This window comes from Citrobacter sp. Cpo032, from assembly GCF_030332975.1.
Classification (GTDB): Bacteria; Pseudomonadota; Gammaproteobacteria; order Enterobacterales; family Enterobacteriaceae; genus Citrobacter; species Citrobacter portucalensis.
Genome location: NZ_JAOWGU010000031.1, coordinates 188,103 through 205,041, shown reverse-complemented (window position 1 = coordinate 205,041; position 16,939 = coordinate 188,103). Strand labels below are relative to the sequence as shown.

General features: G+C 54.3%; 10 protein-coding genes. 2 read left to right on the top strand and 8 right to left on the bottom strand.

Annotated elements, in window-relative coordinates:
• Window positions 1–50: 50 nt before the first annotated feature.
• Both malQ and malP read right to left on the bottom strand, forming a co-directional pair.
• Window positions 51–2,138 carry a 4-alpha-glucanotransferase gene (gene malQ, locus OGY33_RS01610; RefSeq protein ID WP_286570997.1) on the bottom strand — a complete coding sequence of 696 codons (2,088 nt, stop codon included), beginning with the start codon at window positions 2,136–2,138 and terminating at the stop codon, window positions 51–53.
• Window positions 2,139–2,147: 9 nt separating this feature from the next.
• The gene (malP, locus tag OGY33_RS01605; protein WP_103284630.1) at window positions 2,148–4,541 is read right to left on the bottom strand and encodes a maltodextrin phosphorylase; all 2,394 of its coding nucleotides are present in this window, start codon (window positions 4,539–4,541) and stop codon (window positions 2,148–2,150) included.
• Window positions 4,542–5,159: 618 nt separating this feature from the next.
• On the opposite strand from malP, the gene malT reads away from it, so the two are divergent.
• A complete protein-coding gene (gene malT / locus OGY33_RS01600; protein ID WP_003827634.1) occupies window positions 5,160–7,865 on the top strand; it encodes an HTH-type transcriptional regulator MalT in 2,706 nt (901 codons plus the stop codon).
• A gap of 41 nt (window positions 7,866–7,906) precedes the next feature.
• On the opposite strand, the gene OGY33_RS01595 is transcribed toward malT, so the two are convergent.
• The 3 genes from OGY33_RS01595 to glpE form a co-directional block, all read right to left on the bottom strand.
• Window positions 7,907–8,665, bottom strand: a complete 759-nt coding sequence (locus tag OGY33_RS01595; protein WP_003023499.1) for a DeoR/GlpR family transcriptional regulator — start codon at window positions 8,663–8,665, stop codon at window positions 7,907–7,909.
• Window positions 8,666–8,710: 45 nt separating this feature from the next.
• Complete coding sequence (gene glpG, locus OGY33_RS01590; protein ID WP_191238053.1) at window positions 8,711–9,544, bottom strand: rhomboid family intramembrane serine protease GlpG; 834 nt, start codon at window positions 9,542–9,544, stop codon at window positions 8,711–8,713.
• 75 nt (window positions 9,545–9,619) lie between these two features.
• Window positions 9,620–9,946: a thiosulfate sulfurtransferase GlpE gene (gene glpE, locus OGY33_RS01585; protein ID WP_003827629.1), complete on the bottom strand. Its 327-nt coding sequence runs from the start codon at window positions 9,944–9,946 to the stop codon at window positions 9,620–9,622.
• A gap of 198 nt (window positions 9,947–10,144) precedes the next feature.
• On the opposite strand from glpE, the gene glpD reads away from it, so the two are divergent.
• A complete protein-coding gene (gene glpD / locus OGY33_RS01580) occupies window positions 10,145–11,653 on the top strand; it encodes a glycerol-3-phosphate dehydrogenase (RefSeq protein WP_008786343.1) in 1,509 nt (502 codons plus the stop codon).
• Window positions 11,654–11,743: 90 nt separating this feature from the next.
• On the opposite strand, the gene glgP is transcribed toward glpD, so the two are convergent.
• The 3 genes from glgP to glgC are packed head-to-tail and all read right to left on the bottom strand — an operon-like array spanning window position 11,744 to window position 16,939.
• On the bottom strand, window positions 11,744–14,191 hold the full coding sequence (gene glgP, locus OGY33_RS01575; RefSeq protein ID WP_048215392.1) for a glycogen phosphorylase: 2,448 nt from the start codon (window positions 14,189–14,191) through the stop codon (window positions 11,744–11,746).
• A 19-nt stretch (window positions 14,192–14,210) separates the two neighbouring features.
• On the bottom strand, window positions 14,211–15,644 hold the full coding sequence (gene glgA, locus OGY33_RS01570) for a glycogen synthase GlgA (RefSeq protein WP_003827622.1): 1,434 nt from the start codon (window positions 15,642–15,644) through the stop codon (window positions 14,211–14,213).
• On the bottom strand, window positions 15,644–16,939 hold the full coding sequence (gene glgC, locus OGY33_RS01565; protein ID WP_006687433.1) for a glucose-1-phosphate adenylyltransferase: 1,296 nt from the start codon (window positions 16,937–16,939) through the stop codon (window positions 15,644–15,646). Before glgC ends, glgA begins: the two co-directional genes overlap by 1 nt.

Sequence of the window (16,939 nt, the reverse complement as noted above, 5' to 3'; positions counted from 1 at the left end):
ACGTGCTACGAGCCATCACCATAAAAAAGCCGGGGAAATCCCCGGCTTTTTTACTTCTTCTTCGCGGCCGCTTTTCGCCGCTTATCCAAATCCTTAATCAGCTTATTCACGCCTTCATCGGCGAACATCTGTTCCAGCGTGGCGGTGAGCTTACGCCGCCAGTTTTTGTACTGGTCGCTGGTCCCCGGAATGTTGACCGGCTCAGCCATATCCAGCCAGTCTTCCGGTTGCAGGCCCAGCAGCGCACTGTTGCTGTCAGCGATGTAGCGTTGCATGCCGCGATTCAGAATCGGCGTCATCGACATCAGGGACGCCTTGTGACCGGCACGTTTTGGCAGGCAGCCGTATTTGTGCAGCGAGTCCAGCAGCCCTTGTTTCGCCAGTTCCCGGTCCTGATACAACCCGCGCAGCACGACTTCATCCGGATACAGGCCCAGTGCTTTACCTAGCGTCAGATCGCCGCTATCCCAATAACCTTTAAGCGTAGGAAGGTCATGCGTCGCCGCGACTGCCATTGATTGTTCCGGGTACGCTTTCGGCGCACGGAAGTTTTTCTCATGGTCATTCTCAAAATAAAGCACTTTGTAGGAGTAGACGCCGCTGTCACGCAGCTTGCTGACGATCTCCACCGGCACGGTACCCAGATCTTCACCAATCACCATGCAGTGGTGACGTTTACTTTCCAGCGCCAGAATTGAAAGCAAATCATCGACCGGATAATGCACGTAGGCACCGTGATCGGCAGTTTCACCGTAAGGGATCCACCACAGACGCAGCATCGACATGACATGGTCGATACGCAACGCGCCGCAGTTCTGCATATTGGCGCGCAGCAGTTCGATAAACGGTTCGTAGGCGCGTGCCGAGATGATGTGCGGATCCATCGGCGGCAGTCCCCAGTTTTGCCCAAGCGGACCGAGAATATCCGGCGGCGCGCCAACTGAAGCTTTCAGGCAATACAACTCGCGGTCACACCAGGTTTCCGCCCCGCCTTCGGCCACGCCAACGGCCAGGTCGCGATACAACCCTATCGGCATTGCAAAGCCCTGGCTGGTTTTCCAGCAGTCAGCAAACTGGGTATACGCCAGCCACTGTAACCACAGGTAGAAATCTACGTCATCACGATGTTCTTCGCAGAAGCGTTTTACCTCTGGCGAGTCCACTGACTGGAAAGCTTCTGGCCACACCGGCCAGCCCCAGCGCAATGCGTCCTCTTTCACCTGATGCGCATGCAGCGCATCAAAGGCCGCCTGCCAGTAGAGGCTATCCCCTTCCTGAGCCACAAACTGGCGAAATGCCGCCATCTGCTCATCATCACGCGCAGAGAAGCTTTTCCACGCCATACGTAGCGCCGTCATCTTCAGTGCGGTAACAGCAGAATAATCAACCCACTCGGCATCGCGGGCGCGTTGCAGAGCTTGCTGAGTCGCGGGTTTCTTCCACCACGCCTGCGCCTCTTTACTCAGACGGAAATCATCTACGGCGTTTACATCAATATAAATAACGTTCAACCAGCGACGTGACGACGGGCTGTACGGGCTGGCACTCTCCGGATTCGCCGGATACAGCGCGTGAATCGGATTAAGCCCGATAAACGCGCCGCCGCGTTGCGCCACATCCACCAGCATGGTGCGGAGATCGCCGAAATCGCCAATCCCCCAGTTCTTTTCCGATCGCAAAGTGTAGAGCTGAACACATGCGCCCCACAGCTTCTGCCCGGCTAACAACGCCTGCGGTTCATAGCAGCGCTTTGGTGCCACGATGATACGACAATGGGAACGCAGCTCGCCCTGGGTCAGGGTCAACGTGTGATACTCCTCCGGCAGCTTCGCCGGAAGGTTAAAAGATTTACCGCCGACGGCATGCCCTTTGTGCTGCACGCCCTCTTCGGTGGTCAGCAGCCAGTTAAACTCTCCGCTTCCCTCAACCGCCAGCGGCATTTTCTTGCCAGCGGTATAGACCATGACATTCGGCACCGGGGTTACCGCCACCTGAGTGGCAGCGGTGGTGCGATGCATGGCGTCAAGCAAACGCCGTTTGGTTTCGGCGCCAATAGACTGCGGTTTACCGTGGGCATTAATGTAATTGGGGCTGATCCCCGCCGCCAGCGCGGCATTATCCAGACGTTTGCTTTCCATCGCGATTCCTTAACGTTTCGCCTGCCAGATACGAGCCTGATAATCGCGGATGGAGCGATCCGAGCTGAACATGCCGCAACGCGCGGTATTCAGAATCGCCGCCCGGGTCCAGGCGTCCTGGTCACGATACAACACGTCAACCTGCTTCTGAGCTTCAACGTAGGCCGCGAAGTCCGCCATCACCAGATACGGATCGCCGCCCTGCTTGCCGATACTGTGCAGCATCTGGTCAAAGGCATGCTTGTCGCCATCACTGTATTTCCCGCTTTCCAGCTCTTTCAGGACAGCATCCAGCACTTTGTCTTTTTTACGCCATTTCACCGGGTCGTAGCCTTTGGCTTTGAGCGCCTTCACCTCTTCCACGGTATGACCAAAGATAAAGATATTCTCGTCACCCACCTTCTCGGCGATTTCGACGTTTGCGCCATCCAGCGTACCTACGGTTAACGCACCGTTCAGCGCCAGCTTCATGTTACCGGTGCCGGAAGCCTCTTTCCCTGCGGTTGAAATCTGCTCAGAGATATCCGCCGCCGGGATCAGCATTTCCGCCGCCGAGACACAATAATCCGGCAGGAAGACGACCTTCAGCTTGTCACCGACTTTCGGGTCGTTATTGATGGTTTGTGCAACCTGGTTGATGGCGAAGATGATATTTTTCGCCAGGTAGTAACCCGGAGCAGCTTTTGCGCCAAACAAGAATACGCGCGGCACGCGATCTGCCTGCGGGTTCTCACGGATTTCTTTGTACAACGCCAGAATATGCAGCAGATTCAGGTGCTGGCGCTTGTACTCATGAAGACGTTTAATCTGAATATCAAAGATAGCGTTAGTCGTTATTTCAATACCGGTACGCGCTTTAATAAACTTCACCAGACGCTCTTTGTTCGCCAGCTTGATGTCACGATACTGCTGACGGAATTTCGCATCGTCCGCGTATTTTTCCAGGTTAATCAGCTGGTCGAGGTCGTTAGCCCACTCTTTTTTCAGCGATTTATCCAGCAGTGCGGCAAGCGCCGGGTTGCATTGCTTAATCCAGCGGCGCGGAGTAATCCCGTTAGTGACGTTATGGAATTTGTTCGGCCAGAGCTGGTGATATTCCGGGAACAGATCTTTCACCACCAGATCGGAGTGCAGCGCCGCCACACCGTTGACCGCAAAACCGCTGACCACGCACATGTTGGCCATACGCACCTGTTTATTGTGCACCACTGCCAGCTTCGCCCAGACTTCAGCATCACCCGGCCAGGTTTTATCAACCAACGTCTTAAAGCGGTCGTTAATCTCTTTGATGATTTGCATGTGGCGCGGCAGGAGTGCTTTCACCAGTTTCTCATCCCAGCACTCTAACGCTTCCGGCATCAGGGTGTGGTTGGTGTAAGCGAAGGTCTTGCTGGTAATCGCCCACGCATCGTCCCAGCTCATCTGGTGCTCATCAATCAGCACGCGCAGCAGTTCAGGGATCGCGATAGTCGGGTGAGTATCGTTAAGTTGAATGACTTCGTAATCAGCCAGTTCGTGCAGCTTACGCCCTGCCAGATGATGGCGGCGCAGAATGTCGGCTACGGAGCAGGCGCACTGGAAGTACTGCTGCATCAGGCGCAGCTTTTTACCCGCGGTGTGGTTATCGTTCGGGTACAGCACTTTCGTCAGTTTTTCAGCGTCGATGCCCTGCTGCTCTGCGCGCAGGAAATCGCCGTCATTAAATTTGGTCAGGTTAAACGGGTGCGCATGGCTGGCCTGCCACAGACGCAGCGGTTGCGCTACGCCGTTACGGTAACCGAGAACCGGCAGATCCCATGCCTGGCCGGTGATGGTAAACCCTGGCTCCCAGTGCCCTTCTTTGGTGACCTTGCCGCCAATCCCAACCTGCACGTCCAGCGCCTCGTTGTGACGGAACCACGGGTAGCTGCCACGATGCCAGTCATCCGGGGCTTCCATCTGTTGGCCATCGGCAAACGACTGACGGAACAGGCCGTACTGGTAGTTGAGGCCATAGCCCGTCGCCGACTGGCCGACTGTCGCCATCGAATCAAGGAAGCAGGCCGCAAGGCGTCCCAATCCACCGTTACCCAACGCCGGATCGATCTCTTCTTCCAGCAGATCAGTCAGGTTGACGTCATGCGCTTTCAGCTCATCGCTCACCGCCTGATACCAGCCGAGGTTGAGTAAATTGTTGCCGGTCAGGCGACCAATCAAAAACTCCATCGAGATGTAGTTAACATGACGCTGATTTTTTGCCGGTTTTGCCGCAGGCTGGGCGCTGAGTAACTCAGCCAACGCCCCACTCACTGCCTGCCACCACTGGCGCGACGTCATTTCTTGAGCCGACAGTAAACCGAAGCGCTGCCACTGACGCGTCAGGGCAGCCTGAAATTGATCTTTGTTGAAAGTAGGCTGTGACATAGGGGTTCCAGATCCTTAGGTAATAAAACAACGTTATCGCTAGTTTGCCTGGCTCGTTGTTGACATTCCTCATCCTGGCACGGATTAGGGAGGGAGGAGGAGCGGGGATGAGCATAAAAGTGTGATCACCACCACTTAAAGGGGAGGTAATTGCCCGTAAATTCGCGAAACCCCCGCATAACGCTCTTCGGATGACGCATTAGTAACAAAGGATTAATCGACAATATCAAATAGCGATATGACGATGAGAAACAATGTGTAAATAGGGAAATAGTTTCTAACCTGAAATATCTGTGCCGGATAAGATAATTCACATAAAACTTTTAAGTCGGCCACAAAATTCGGTGATATTCATTAGCTATTTGAGTAACCACATAAAAGGAGAGGGATTTTTCGACACAGTTAAAATTACAACGGATCCAGTCGCCACGCCTGTTGCGACTCTTTAAAGCATTTATTGCAATAGATGTATAGATTTGTGACATAGTGCAAAATCAGACACACAAAAAGTCCGCTTAGCTTGCATAAAACACCAATCTGGCCGACCTTATATCTATTAATTACGAAGCGCAAAAAAAATCATTCTTCCCTATTTTCACACAGTGAAGTGACTAACTTATGTTGATTCCGTCTAAATTAAGTCGTCCGGTTCGACTCGACCATACGGTGGTTCGTGAGCGCCTGTTGGCTAAACTTTCCGGCGCGAACAATTTCAGGCTTGCCCTGATAACAAGTCCTGCTGGTTATGGAAAAACGACGCTGGTTTCACAATGGGCGGCAGGGAAAAATGATTTAGGTTGGTATTCTCTGGATGAGGGCGATAATCAGCAAGAGCGCTTTGCCAGTTATCTGATCGCCGCTATCCAACAGGCAACAGGTGGACACTGCACCACCAGTGAAGCAATGGTGCAAAAACGTCAGTACGCCAGCCTGACGTCACTGTTTGCCCAGCTATTTATCGAACTGGCCGAGTGGCACCGCCCGCTCTACCTGGTAGTAGATGATTATCATCTGATCTCTAATCCGGCCATTCACGAAGCGATGCGTTTCTTCCTGCGTCATCAGCCTGAGAACCTCACGCTGGTCGTGCTGTCGCGCAACCTGCCGCAGTTGGGTATTGCCAACCTGCGGGTGCGCGATCAACTGCTGGAGATAGGCAGTCAACAGCTGGCCTTTAACCATCAGGAAGCCAAACAATTTTTCGACCGACGTTTGTCCTCCCCCATAGAAGCGGCTGAAAGCAGCCGAATGTGCGATGACGTTGCTGGCTGGGCCACAGCATTACAACTGATCGCCCTTTCCGCCCGCCAGAACAATCATTCCGCGCACCAGTCGGCACGACGCCTCGCGGGGATCAACGCCAGCCATTTGTCCGATTATCTGGTTGATGAAGTGCTGGACAGCGTCGACCTCGGCACCCGTCACTTCCTGCTGAAAAGCGCCATTCTGCGTTCCATGAACGATGCGCTAATCGTCCGCGTTACCGGGGAAGAAAACGGCCAGATGCGGCTGGAAGAAATTGAGCGCCAGGGGTTATTCCTGCAGCGAATGGATGACGTTGGCGAGTGGTTCAGCTATCACCCGCTGTTTGGCAGCTTTTTACGCCAGCGCTGCCAATGGGAGCTGGCGAACGAACTGCCCGAAATACACCGCGCCGCAGCTGAAAGCTGGATGGCGCAAGGCTTCCCCAGCGAAGCTATCCACCACGCGCTGGCGGCCGGCGACGCCCATATGCTACGCGATATCCTGCTTAATCATGCGTGGGGACTGTTTAACCATAGCGAGCTGACGTTACTGGAAGAGTCGCTGAAAGCCCTGCCGTGGGAAAGCCTGCTGGAAAATCCGCGTCTGGTTCTGTTGCAAGCCTGGCTGATGCAAAGCCAGCACCGCTACGGAGAGGTTAACACCTTGCTGGCGCGCGCAGAGCAGGAAATGAAAGGCGACATGGAGCCAACACTGCACGCCGAATTCAACGCTTTACGGGCGCAGGTAGCGATTAACGACGGCAACCCTGACGAAGCCGAACGCCTGGCGAAACTGGCGCTGGATGAGTTGCCCATCGCCTGGTTCTATAGCCGGATCGTCGCCACCTCGGTGCACGGCGAAGTCCTGCACTGTAAGGGCGATCTCACGCGCTCTCTGGCGTTAATGCAGCAAACCGAGCAAATGGCGCGTCATCATGACGTCTGGCATTACGCGCTGTGGAGCCTTATCCAGCAAAGCGAAATTTTGTTTGCCCAGGGCTTTTTACAGGCCGCCTGGGAAACTCAGGAAAAAGCATTCCAACTGATCAAAGAACAGCACCTGGAACAGCTGCCGATGCACGAATTCCTGGTACGTATTCGCGCGCAGCTACTGTGGGCATGGGCGCGTCTGGATGAATCAGAAGCTTCTGCCCGTAGCGGTATTGAACTGCTTTCCACTTTCCAGCCGCAGCAACAGCTACAGTGTCTGGCGCTGCTGGTTCAGTGTTCACTGGCACGGGGCGATCTCGATAACGCTCGCAGCCTGCTCAACCGTCTGGAAAACCTGCTGGGTAACGGTCACTATCACAGCGACTGGATCTCCAACGCCGATAAGGTGCGGGTGATTTACTGGCAAATGGTGGGCGACAAAAACTCGGCCGCCAACTGGCTGCGCCACACGCCGAAACCAGAATTCGCCAATAACCACTTCCTGCAAAGCCAGTGGCGCAACATCGCTCGCGCGCAAATCCTGCTCGGCGAGTTTGAACCGGCTGAGATTGTGCTGGAAGAGTTGAATGAAAATGCGCGCAATCTGCGCCTGATGAGCGATCTGAACCGCAACCTGTTGCTGCTTAATCAGCTCTACTGGCAGGCAGGGCGCAAAAATGACGCCCAGCGTGTGTTACTCGACGCCCTACAGCTGGCGAACCGTACCGGATTTATCAGCCACTTTGTTATCGAAGGCGAGGCCATGGCGCAACAACTGCGTCAGCTGATTCAGCTCAATACCTTACCGGAACTCGATCAGCACCGCGCCCAGCGCATTTTGCGTGAAATTAACCAGCACCACCGCCATAAATTTGCCCACTTCGATGAAGGGTTCGTTGAGCGTCTGCTTACTCACCCGGAAGTGCCGGAGCTTATCCGCACCAGCCCGCTGACTCAGCGCGAATGGCAGGTTCTGGGACTGATTTATTCGGGCTACAGCAACGAGCAGATCGCCGGAGAGCTGGCCGTCGCGGCAACGACCATCAAGACGCACATCCGCAATTTGTACCAAAAGCTCGGCGTCGCACATCGCCAGGATGCGGTGCAACATGCGCAGAAGCTGCTGAAGATGATGGGGTACGGCGTTTAGTTAATGCCTGATACGCAACGCTTATCAGGCCTGGAATTACCTTAGCACAGCTCTAACTGGATATGATGGTCAGCAATCACCTGCATCACACCAGCAGGCGGCAGCGTGTCGGTATACACCGCATCCACCATGCTGATGCTGCCCATATTCACCATCGCGTTACGCCCAAACTTCGAGTGGTCCACCACCAGCATCACATGCCGTGAATTCTCAATGATCGCGCGCTTGGTGCGAACTTCGTGATAATCAAACTCCAGCAGGGAACCGTCGCTGTCGATGCCGCTGATCCCTAAGATGCCGAAGTCCAGACGGAACTGAGAAATAAAGTCGAGGGTCGCTTCGCCCATAATACCGCCGTCGCGGCTACGCAGTTCACCACCGGCGAGGATTATGCGGAAATCCTCTTTCGCCATCAGCGTGTTCGCCACATTGAGGTTGTTGGTCACAATGCGTAAATTGCTGTGATTAAGCAGCGCGTGAGCCACCGCTTCCGGCGTGGTTCCGATATCAATAAACAGCGTTGAGCCGTTCGGGATTTGCGTGGCAACTTTGCGGGCAATGCGCTCTTTTTCCGCCGTCTGCGTCGCTTTACGGTCATGCCACGGGGTGTTGACCGAGCTGGATGGCAGCGCCGCGCCGCCGTGATGGCGCAAAATCATGTTCTGATCGGCCAGATCGTTAAGATCGCGGCGAATCGTCTGCGGGCTGACGGAGAAATGCTCCACCAGCTCTTCAGTACTGACGTATCCCTGTTTTTTTACCAGCTCGATGATCGCGTCATGTCGTTGTGTTTGCTTCATTAGTGTTCCCTGAAATTTTGCCGGATGCGCTAACTCTTATCCGGCCTAAAAAGTTCGTTTCCGCACATTCATCGTATCGGCAAACGCCATTGCCAGACCCACGGCCAATCCGGCGATATGAGCACCATTCGCCATCGACATGCCGAATAGATCAAACCAGCCGGCAACAATCCAGATCAAAGCAAAGATAATCAAACCACGCTGCAGGAAAATACCGCTTTGCGGATCGCGCTCGCCACGCAACCACACGTAGCCCATCAGCGCATATACCACGCCAGACAGTCCACCAAACCACGGGCCGCTAAATTTCTGCTGAACATAGCCGCTCAACAGGGCGCTGATCACGGTAATAACAATCAGTTTTCCACTGCCCAGACGCTTTTCAACCGCACCGCCGAGATACCACCACCACAACAGGTTGAACAGAATATGCATCAGCGAGAAGTGCATAAAAGCGTGGGTGAAATAACGCCAGAATTCAAATTTCAGCGAAGGGTCAAACGGCCATGCCAGCCAGAGCATCACCGCCTGGTCGCCCAGCACGTTCATCGCGATAAACACCAGCACACACGCGGCCATCACCAACCAGGTTACCGGGCCTGCGCGTTCGCGCAATGTGGCCAGGAACGGATAACGCTGGTAGTGCAGACCGCTGTCGGTCTGACCCGACTGCCAGCTTGCCGCGAGGTAGCGCGGATCGCCCGGATTCTCCAGAAATCTCGCCAGTTCAGCATGCACGCGCTCGGCCTGGGACTCATCCGCCAGCCAGACATCCGTTTGCTGATGTTGTTGAATCGTCAGGATAACGCCCTGTGTCGCCATATAATCAACAAATGCCTGCGCCACGCGGGGGTTAGCAAAAGAGGTAATCATCAACATGGTTGCTGTCGCTTCATCCACACAAAAGAGGACAGTATATATATCCTACCCGTTTCAGGCTGCATCTTTGTTAGCTTACGAACCGTATGCCACTTCTGCCGGAAAATGTCGATGCCAGGCGTCGAAGCCGCCGTCAACGCTGTAAACCGCGTCATAACCCTGCTGAAGAAGATATTGCGCCGCACCTTTACTGCTGTTGCCGTGATAACACATCACCAACACGGCGGTGTCGAAATCATGCTCGCGCATAAATGACCCCAGCGTGTCGTTCGTCAGATGAAACGCCTGCGGGGCATGACCCATGGCATAGCTTTGCGGATCACGGATATCCACTAACACCGCGCTCCCCTGATGCAGCTTCTGATGCGCTTCTTCGACATTAATACATTCAAACTGATCCATTGCTCTCTCTTCTTTATATGGCAGGTGACGCTTTTCAGACATGTTACTGCTTAGTGTACGTCCCGACGGCAGTTAAACGCCATAATGTTATATGTATCACTGTAAATTGTTTATCCGATGTTACCAATGGCGCGATTCTTTGCTATTATGCTCGATAACGAACATTAATGAGCTATAACGAAAGTGCGAGAGGCCAGCATGGAAACCAAAGATCTGATTGTGATAGGTGGAGGCATCAACGGTGCCGGTATCGCGGCAGATGCCGCTGGACGCGGTTTATCCGTGCTGATGCTGGAAGCGCAGGATTTAGCCTGCGCCACCTCTTCCGCTAGCTCCAAACTCATCCACGGTGGCCTGCGCTACCTGGAACACTACGAATTTCGTCTGGTAAGCGAAGCGCTGGCCGAACGTGAAGTGCTGTTGAAAATGGCACCGCATATCGCCTTCCCGATGCGCTTTCGCCTGCCCCATCGCCCGCACCTGCGTCCGGCGTGGATGATCCGCATTGGTTTGTTTATGTACGATCATCTGGGCAAACGCACCAGTTTACCGAGTTCTACCGGTTTGCGTTTTGGCGCGGATTCCGTAATGAAACCTGAGATTGTGCGCGGTTTCGAATATTCCGACTGCTGGGTAGACGATGCGCGACTGGTTTTGGCAAACGCCCAAATGGTCGTACGCAAAGGCGGAGAAGTATTAACCCGCACTCGCGCCACTTCTGCTCGCCGTGAAAACGGTTTGTGGATTGTTGAAGCTGAAGATATCGATACCGGCAAAAAATACACCTGGCAGGCGCGTGGCCTGGTCAACGCCACCGGTCCGTGGGTGAAAGAGTTCTTCGACGACGGTATGCACCTGCCATCACCGTACGGCATTCGCCTGATTAAAGGCAGCCACATCGTAGTGCCGCGCGTACATACCCAGAAGCAAGCTTATATTCTGCAAAACGAAGATAAGCGTATTGTGTTTGTTATCCCATGGATGGACGAATTCTCGATCATCGGGACGACAGACGTTGAATACAAAGGCGATCCGAAAGCAGTGAAAATTGATGAAAGCGAAATCAATTACCTGCTGAAGGTCTACAACGCGCACTTTAAGAAACAGCTGGGCCGTGATGATATCGTCTGGACTTACTCAGGCGTGCGTCCGCTGTGCGATGACGAGTCTGACTCACCGCAGGCGATCACCCGTGATTACACGCTGGATATCCACGACGAAAACGGCAAAGCGCCGCTGCTGTCGGTCTTTGGCGGTAAGCTGACCACCTATCGTAAGCTGGCTGAGCACGCGATGGAAAAACTGGCATCGTACTACCAGGGTATTGGTCCGGCATGGACGAAAGAGTGCATTCTGCCAGGCGGTGACATTGGCGGCGATCGCGAAGATTACGCGGCCAAACTGCGCCGTCGCTACCCTTTCCTGACCGAGTCGCTGGCACGCCATTACTCTCGCACCTACGGCAGCAACACCGAATGGGTTATCGGCGAAGCCACCTCGCTTGCCGAGTTAGGTGAAGACTTTGGCCATGAGTTTTATGAGGCCGAGCTGAAATATCTGGTCGATCACGAATGGGTTCGTCGTGCGGAAGATGCGTTGTGGCGTCGCACGAAAGAAGGTATGTGGCTGAATGCTGAGCAGCAGTCGCGTATGACCCAGTGGCTGGCGGAGTACATTGAAAAACACCAGCTGTCGCTGGCGTCCTGATAAAAATGCCGGATGCGGCTAGCGCCTTATCCGGCCTACAAGAGTGCATAAACGTAGGCCGGGCAAGCGAAGCGCCCCCGGCATCGTGTGTTACAACCGCACCGAATCGATATGCCAGATGTTTTCGGCGTACTCTTTTATCGTTCTGTCCGACGAGAAGTATCCCATGTTGGCAATATTAATCATCGACTTGGTGGTCCACTCTTCCGGGTGACGATACAGTTCATCAACCTTATCCTGGCAATCAACGTAGCTGCGATAATCCGCCAGAACCTGATAGTGGTCGCCAAAGTTAATCAGCGAATCCACCAGGTCGCGATAGCGTCCCGGCTCCTCAGGGCTGAATACGCCGCTGCCGATCTGCGTCAGCACCTGGTGCAGCTCTTCGTCTTTCTCGTAATACTCACGCGGCTTGTAGCCCTGGCTGCGTAAAGCCTCGACCTCTTCCGCCGTATTACCAAAGATAAAGATATTTTCTGCGCCCACATGCTCCAGCATCTCAACGTTGGCGCCGTCCAGCGTACCGATGGTCAGCGCACCGTTAAGAGCAAATTTCATATTACTGGTACCGGAGGCTTCGGTCCCGGCCAGAGAAATCTGTTCAGAAAGGTCGGCAGCAGGAATAATCACCTGCGCCAGGCTGACGCTGTAGTTGGGGATAAACACCACTTTCAGCTTGTCGCCAATTTGCGGATCGTTGTTGATCACTTTCGCGACGTCGTTGATCAGGTGAATGATGTGTTTCGCCATGTAATAAGCAGAAGCCGCTTTACCGGCGAAGATATTCACACGCGGCACCCACTCAGCGTCAGGATCGGCCTTAATGCGGTTGTAGCGGGTGATCACATGCAGCACGTTCATCAACTGGCGTTTGTATTCGTGAATACGCTTTATCTGCACATCAAACAGCGATTTCGGGTTCACCACCACGTTCAGTTGCTGGGCGATGAGCGTGGCCAGACGCTTTTTATTCTCCAGCTTCGCGCGGCGCACAGCCTGATTTACCAGTGGGTAATCGCAGTGCTGCTCAAGCTCGCTGAGCTGGCTGAGATCGGTTCGCCAGGTGCGACCAATGTTCTCATCCAGCACTTCAGAGAGCGACGGGTTAGCCAGCGCCAGCCAGCGGCGCGGCGTCACGCCGTTGGTGACGTTGCAAAAACGAGTCGGGAAAATCTTCGCAAAATCAGCAAACAGCGACTGCACCATCAGGTTGGAATGCAGCTCGGAAACGCCGTTAACCTTGTGGCTCACCACCACCGCCAGCCATGCCATACGCACACGACGGCCGTTAGATTCATCGATAATCGACGTCCGCCCCAGCAGAGCAGTATCGTTTGGATACTGTTCCTGCAACGTCTTCAGGAAGTAGTCGTTGATTTCAAAGATGATTTGCAGATGGCGCGGCAAAATTTTGCCCAGCATATCGACAGGCCAGGTCTCCAGCGCTTCGCTCATCAAGGTGTGGTTGGTATACGAGAAGACCTGGCAGCAGACCTCAAACGCATCGTCCCAGCTGAACTTATGCTCATCGATCAGCAAGCGCATCAGCTCAGGGATCGACAGCACCGGATGGGTATCGTTGAGGTGAATGGCGATTTTATCCGCCAGATTGTCGTAGGTTTTGTGCAGCTGATAATGACGGTTCAGGATGTCCTGCACCGTAGAGGAGACCAGGAAATACTCCTGGCGCAACCGCAGCTCGCGTCCTGAATAGGTGGAGTCGTCCGGGTACAGTACGCGGGAGACGTTCTCGGAGTGGTTTTTATCTTCCACAGCCGCAAAGTAGTCGCCCTGGTTAAATTTACCGAGGTTGATCTCGCTACTGGCCTGGGCATTCCACAGGCGCAGCGTGTTGGTGGCGTCGGTGTCGTAGCCGGGGATAATCTGGTCGTAGGCGACCGCGAGGATCTCTTCGGTTTCTATCCAGCGCGTTTTCTTACCTTCCTGCTGAATACGCCCGCCAAAACGCACTTTGTAGCGCGTGTTGTGGCGTTTGAATTCCCACGGGTTACCGTATTCCAGCCAGTAGTCCGGCGACTCTTTCTGGCGGCCATCAACAATGTTCTGCTTGAACATGCCGTAGTCATAACGAATACCGTAACCGCGTCCCGGCAGGCCCAGCGTTGCCAGTGAGTCCAGGAAGCAGGCCGCCAGACGTCCGAGACCACCATTGCCAAGACCCGGGTCGTTTTCTTCGTCGATCAGATCTTCAAGATCCAACCCCATACCTTCCAGCGCATTTTTGACATCGTCATAAATGCCCAGCGATAACAGTGCATTGGAAAGCGTGCGGCCAATCAGAAACTCCATAGACAGGTAATAGACCTGACGAGTTTCCTGAGATAATTGCGCACGGTTAGAACGCAGCCAGCGCTCCACGAGACGGTCGCGCACCGCGAACAACGTGGCGTTCAGCCACTCATGTTTATTGGCAATGACCGGGTCCTTACCAATCGTGAACATCAGCTTATAGGCAATAGAATGCTTAAGTGCCTCTACGCTGAGTGTGGGCGATGCATAAGTAAATGGAGCATTCATATAGGTGATTCCTGGATATCTATTTCAAGCGATAGTAAAGCTCACGGTATGACTTCGCCGCGACTTGCCAGCTAAAATCCATGGTCATGGCCTGACGTTGTACAAACCGCCAAAGCGAAGGCCGGGACCACAATACGAAAGCACGCCGGATCGCGCGTAACAGCGACCAGGCATTACTATCTTCAAATACAAACCCACTGGCGATACCGTCCGCCAGGTTTTCCAGCGAACTGTCAGAGACTGTATCAGCCAGCCCACCGGTGCGCCGCACCAGCGGCAGCGTGCCGTACTTCAGTCCATACAACTGCGTTAAGCCACACGGCTCAAAACGGCTGGGAACCAATATCACATCGGCCCCACCCATGATGCGGTGCGAGAAGGCTTCGTGATAGCCGATCTGCACACCCACCTGTCCTGGATGTTCCGCCGCTGCGGCGAGGAATCCTTCCTGTAATACCGGATCGCCCGCGCCTAGCAATGCCAGCTGTCCACCCTGCTCTAACAACCCCGGCAGCGCTTCCAGCACCAGATCCAGCCCTTTTTGACTGGTCAGACGGCTCACCACGGCAAACAGCGGTACTTTATCGTTGACCTTAAGTCCCATCGCTATCTGAAGCTGACGTTTGTTTTCTGCCTTCTCCTCCAGCGTGTCGCGAGTATATCGCGATGCCAGCAGGAGATCGGTTTCCGGGCTCCAGATTTTTTCATCAACGCCGTTCAGCACACCGGAAAGACGGCCTTCACGATGACGCTGCTGCAACAGACCTTCCATCCCGTAGGCAAACTGCGGCTCGGTAATTTCCCGCGCGTAGGTCGGACTGACCGCCGTAATGTGGTCGGCGTAGTACAACCCTGCCTTCAGAAACGAAATCTGCCCGTTAAACTCCAGTCCGTGCACATTAAAGAACGACCATGGCAATTGGATGTCATCCATATGCTTTGCATAAAACATGCCTTGATACGCCAGGTTGTGGACGGTGAACACCGATTTCGCCGGATGGCCGCGCGCCGCCAGATACGCCGGAGCCAGACCCGCATGCCAGTCGTGCGCATGCACCACATCCGGGCGCCAGAATGGGTCAAGGCCACAGGCCATTTCACAGCCAACCCAGCCCAGCAATGCAAAACGCTGCACGTTATCGGTATACGCAAACAGGTTAGTGTCGTGATACGGGCTACCGGGGCGGTCATAGAGATGCGGCGCGTCAATCAGGTAAATACCCACGCCGTTGAAATGCCCGAACAGCAGCGTGATACGTCCGGCGAAGGTATCCCGACGCGTTACAACCTGCGCATCGGGAATGCCGCGACGGATATCAGGAAACGCCGGGAGCAGCACGCGGGCATCCACGCCGTCCGCTATTTGCGCTGCGGGTAACGCCCCAATAACATCCGCCAGTCCCCCGGTTTTTAACAGGGGGAACATCTCTGAACAAACGTGTAAAACCTGCATTATCGCTCCTGTTTGATCTGCAGTTTGCGTAGCATTTCACGCGTGACCAGCACAATACCTTCCTCTGAACGGTAGAAACGACGCGCATCTTCTTCCGCGTTTTCACCAATCACCATGCCTTCGGGAATAACGCAGGCACGGTCGATAATGCAACGACGTAAGCGACACGAACGTCCCACCCACACTTCAGGTAACAACACTGCCGAATCAATGTTACAGAATGAATTCACCCGCACTCGCGGGAACAGAACGGACTGCACCACCACCGAACCTGAAATTATGCATCCGCCAGAAACCAGCGAGTTCAGCGTCATTCCGTGGCTGCCGGAACGGTCCTGAACAAATTTCGCTGGTGGCAGCGATTCCATGTGCGTACGGATTGGCCAGTCCTGGTCGTACATGTCCAGTTCAGGCGTCACCGAAGCCAGATCGAGGTTCGCCTTCCAGTAGGCTTCCAGCGTACCCACATCACGCCAGTACGGCTCGGATTCCGGGTCAGACTGCACGCAGGACAACGGGAATGGATGTGCATACGCCATGCCAGCTTCGGTGATTTTCGGGATAATGTCTTTACCGAAATCGTGACTGGAGTTTTCATCGAGGTCATCTTCCGCCAGCAATTCATACAGATAATCGGCGTTGAAAACGTAGATCCCCATACTGGCAAGAGATTTGGTCGGGTCGCCTGGCATGGCTGGCGGGTTAGCGGGTTTTTCAACAAACTCGATAATTTTGTCGCTGTCGTCCACGTCCATTACGCCAAACGCGCTGGCCTCTTCAATAGGCACTGGCATACAGGCCACGGTGCAACGCGCGCCTTTCTCGACGTGGTCGATCAGCATGCGTGAGTAGTCCTGCTTGTAGATATGATCGCCCGCGAGGATCACCACATATTCCGCTTTATAGCGTCGAATGATGTCCAGGTTTTGGGTCACCGCATCCGCCGTACCGCGATACCAGTTTTCACCCTGCATTCTCTGCTGGGCAGGCAGCAGATCGACAAACTCGTTCATCTCTTCGCTAAAGAACGACCAGCCGCGCTGAATATGCTGCACCAGCGTGTGGGACTGGTACTGGGTGATCACGCCAATACGGCGGATCCCGGAGTTAATACAGTTGGATAAGGCAAAATCGATAATGCGGAACTTACCGCCAAAGTGCACAGCAGGTTTGGCACGTTTGTTGGTTAAATCTTTTAAGCGGGTACCGCGGCCACCGGCCAGGATCAGGGCAACAGATTTTAATGGCAGCTGGCGCGCCAACATTACACGATCGTTCTTCTCTAAACTCACCAT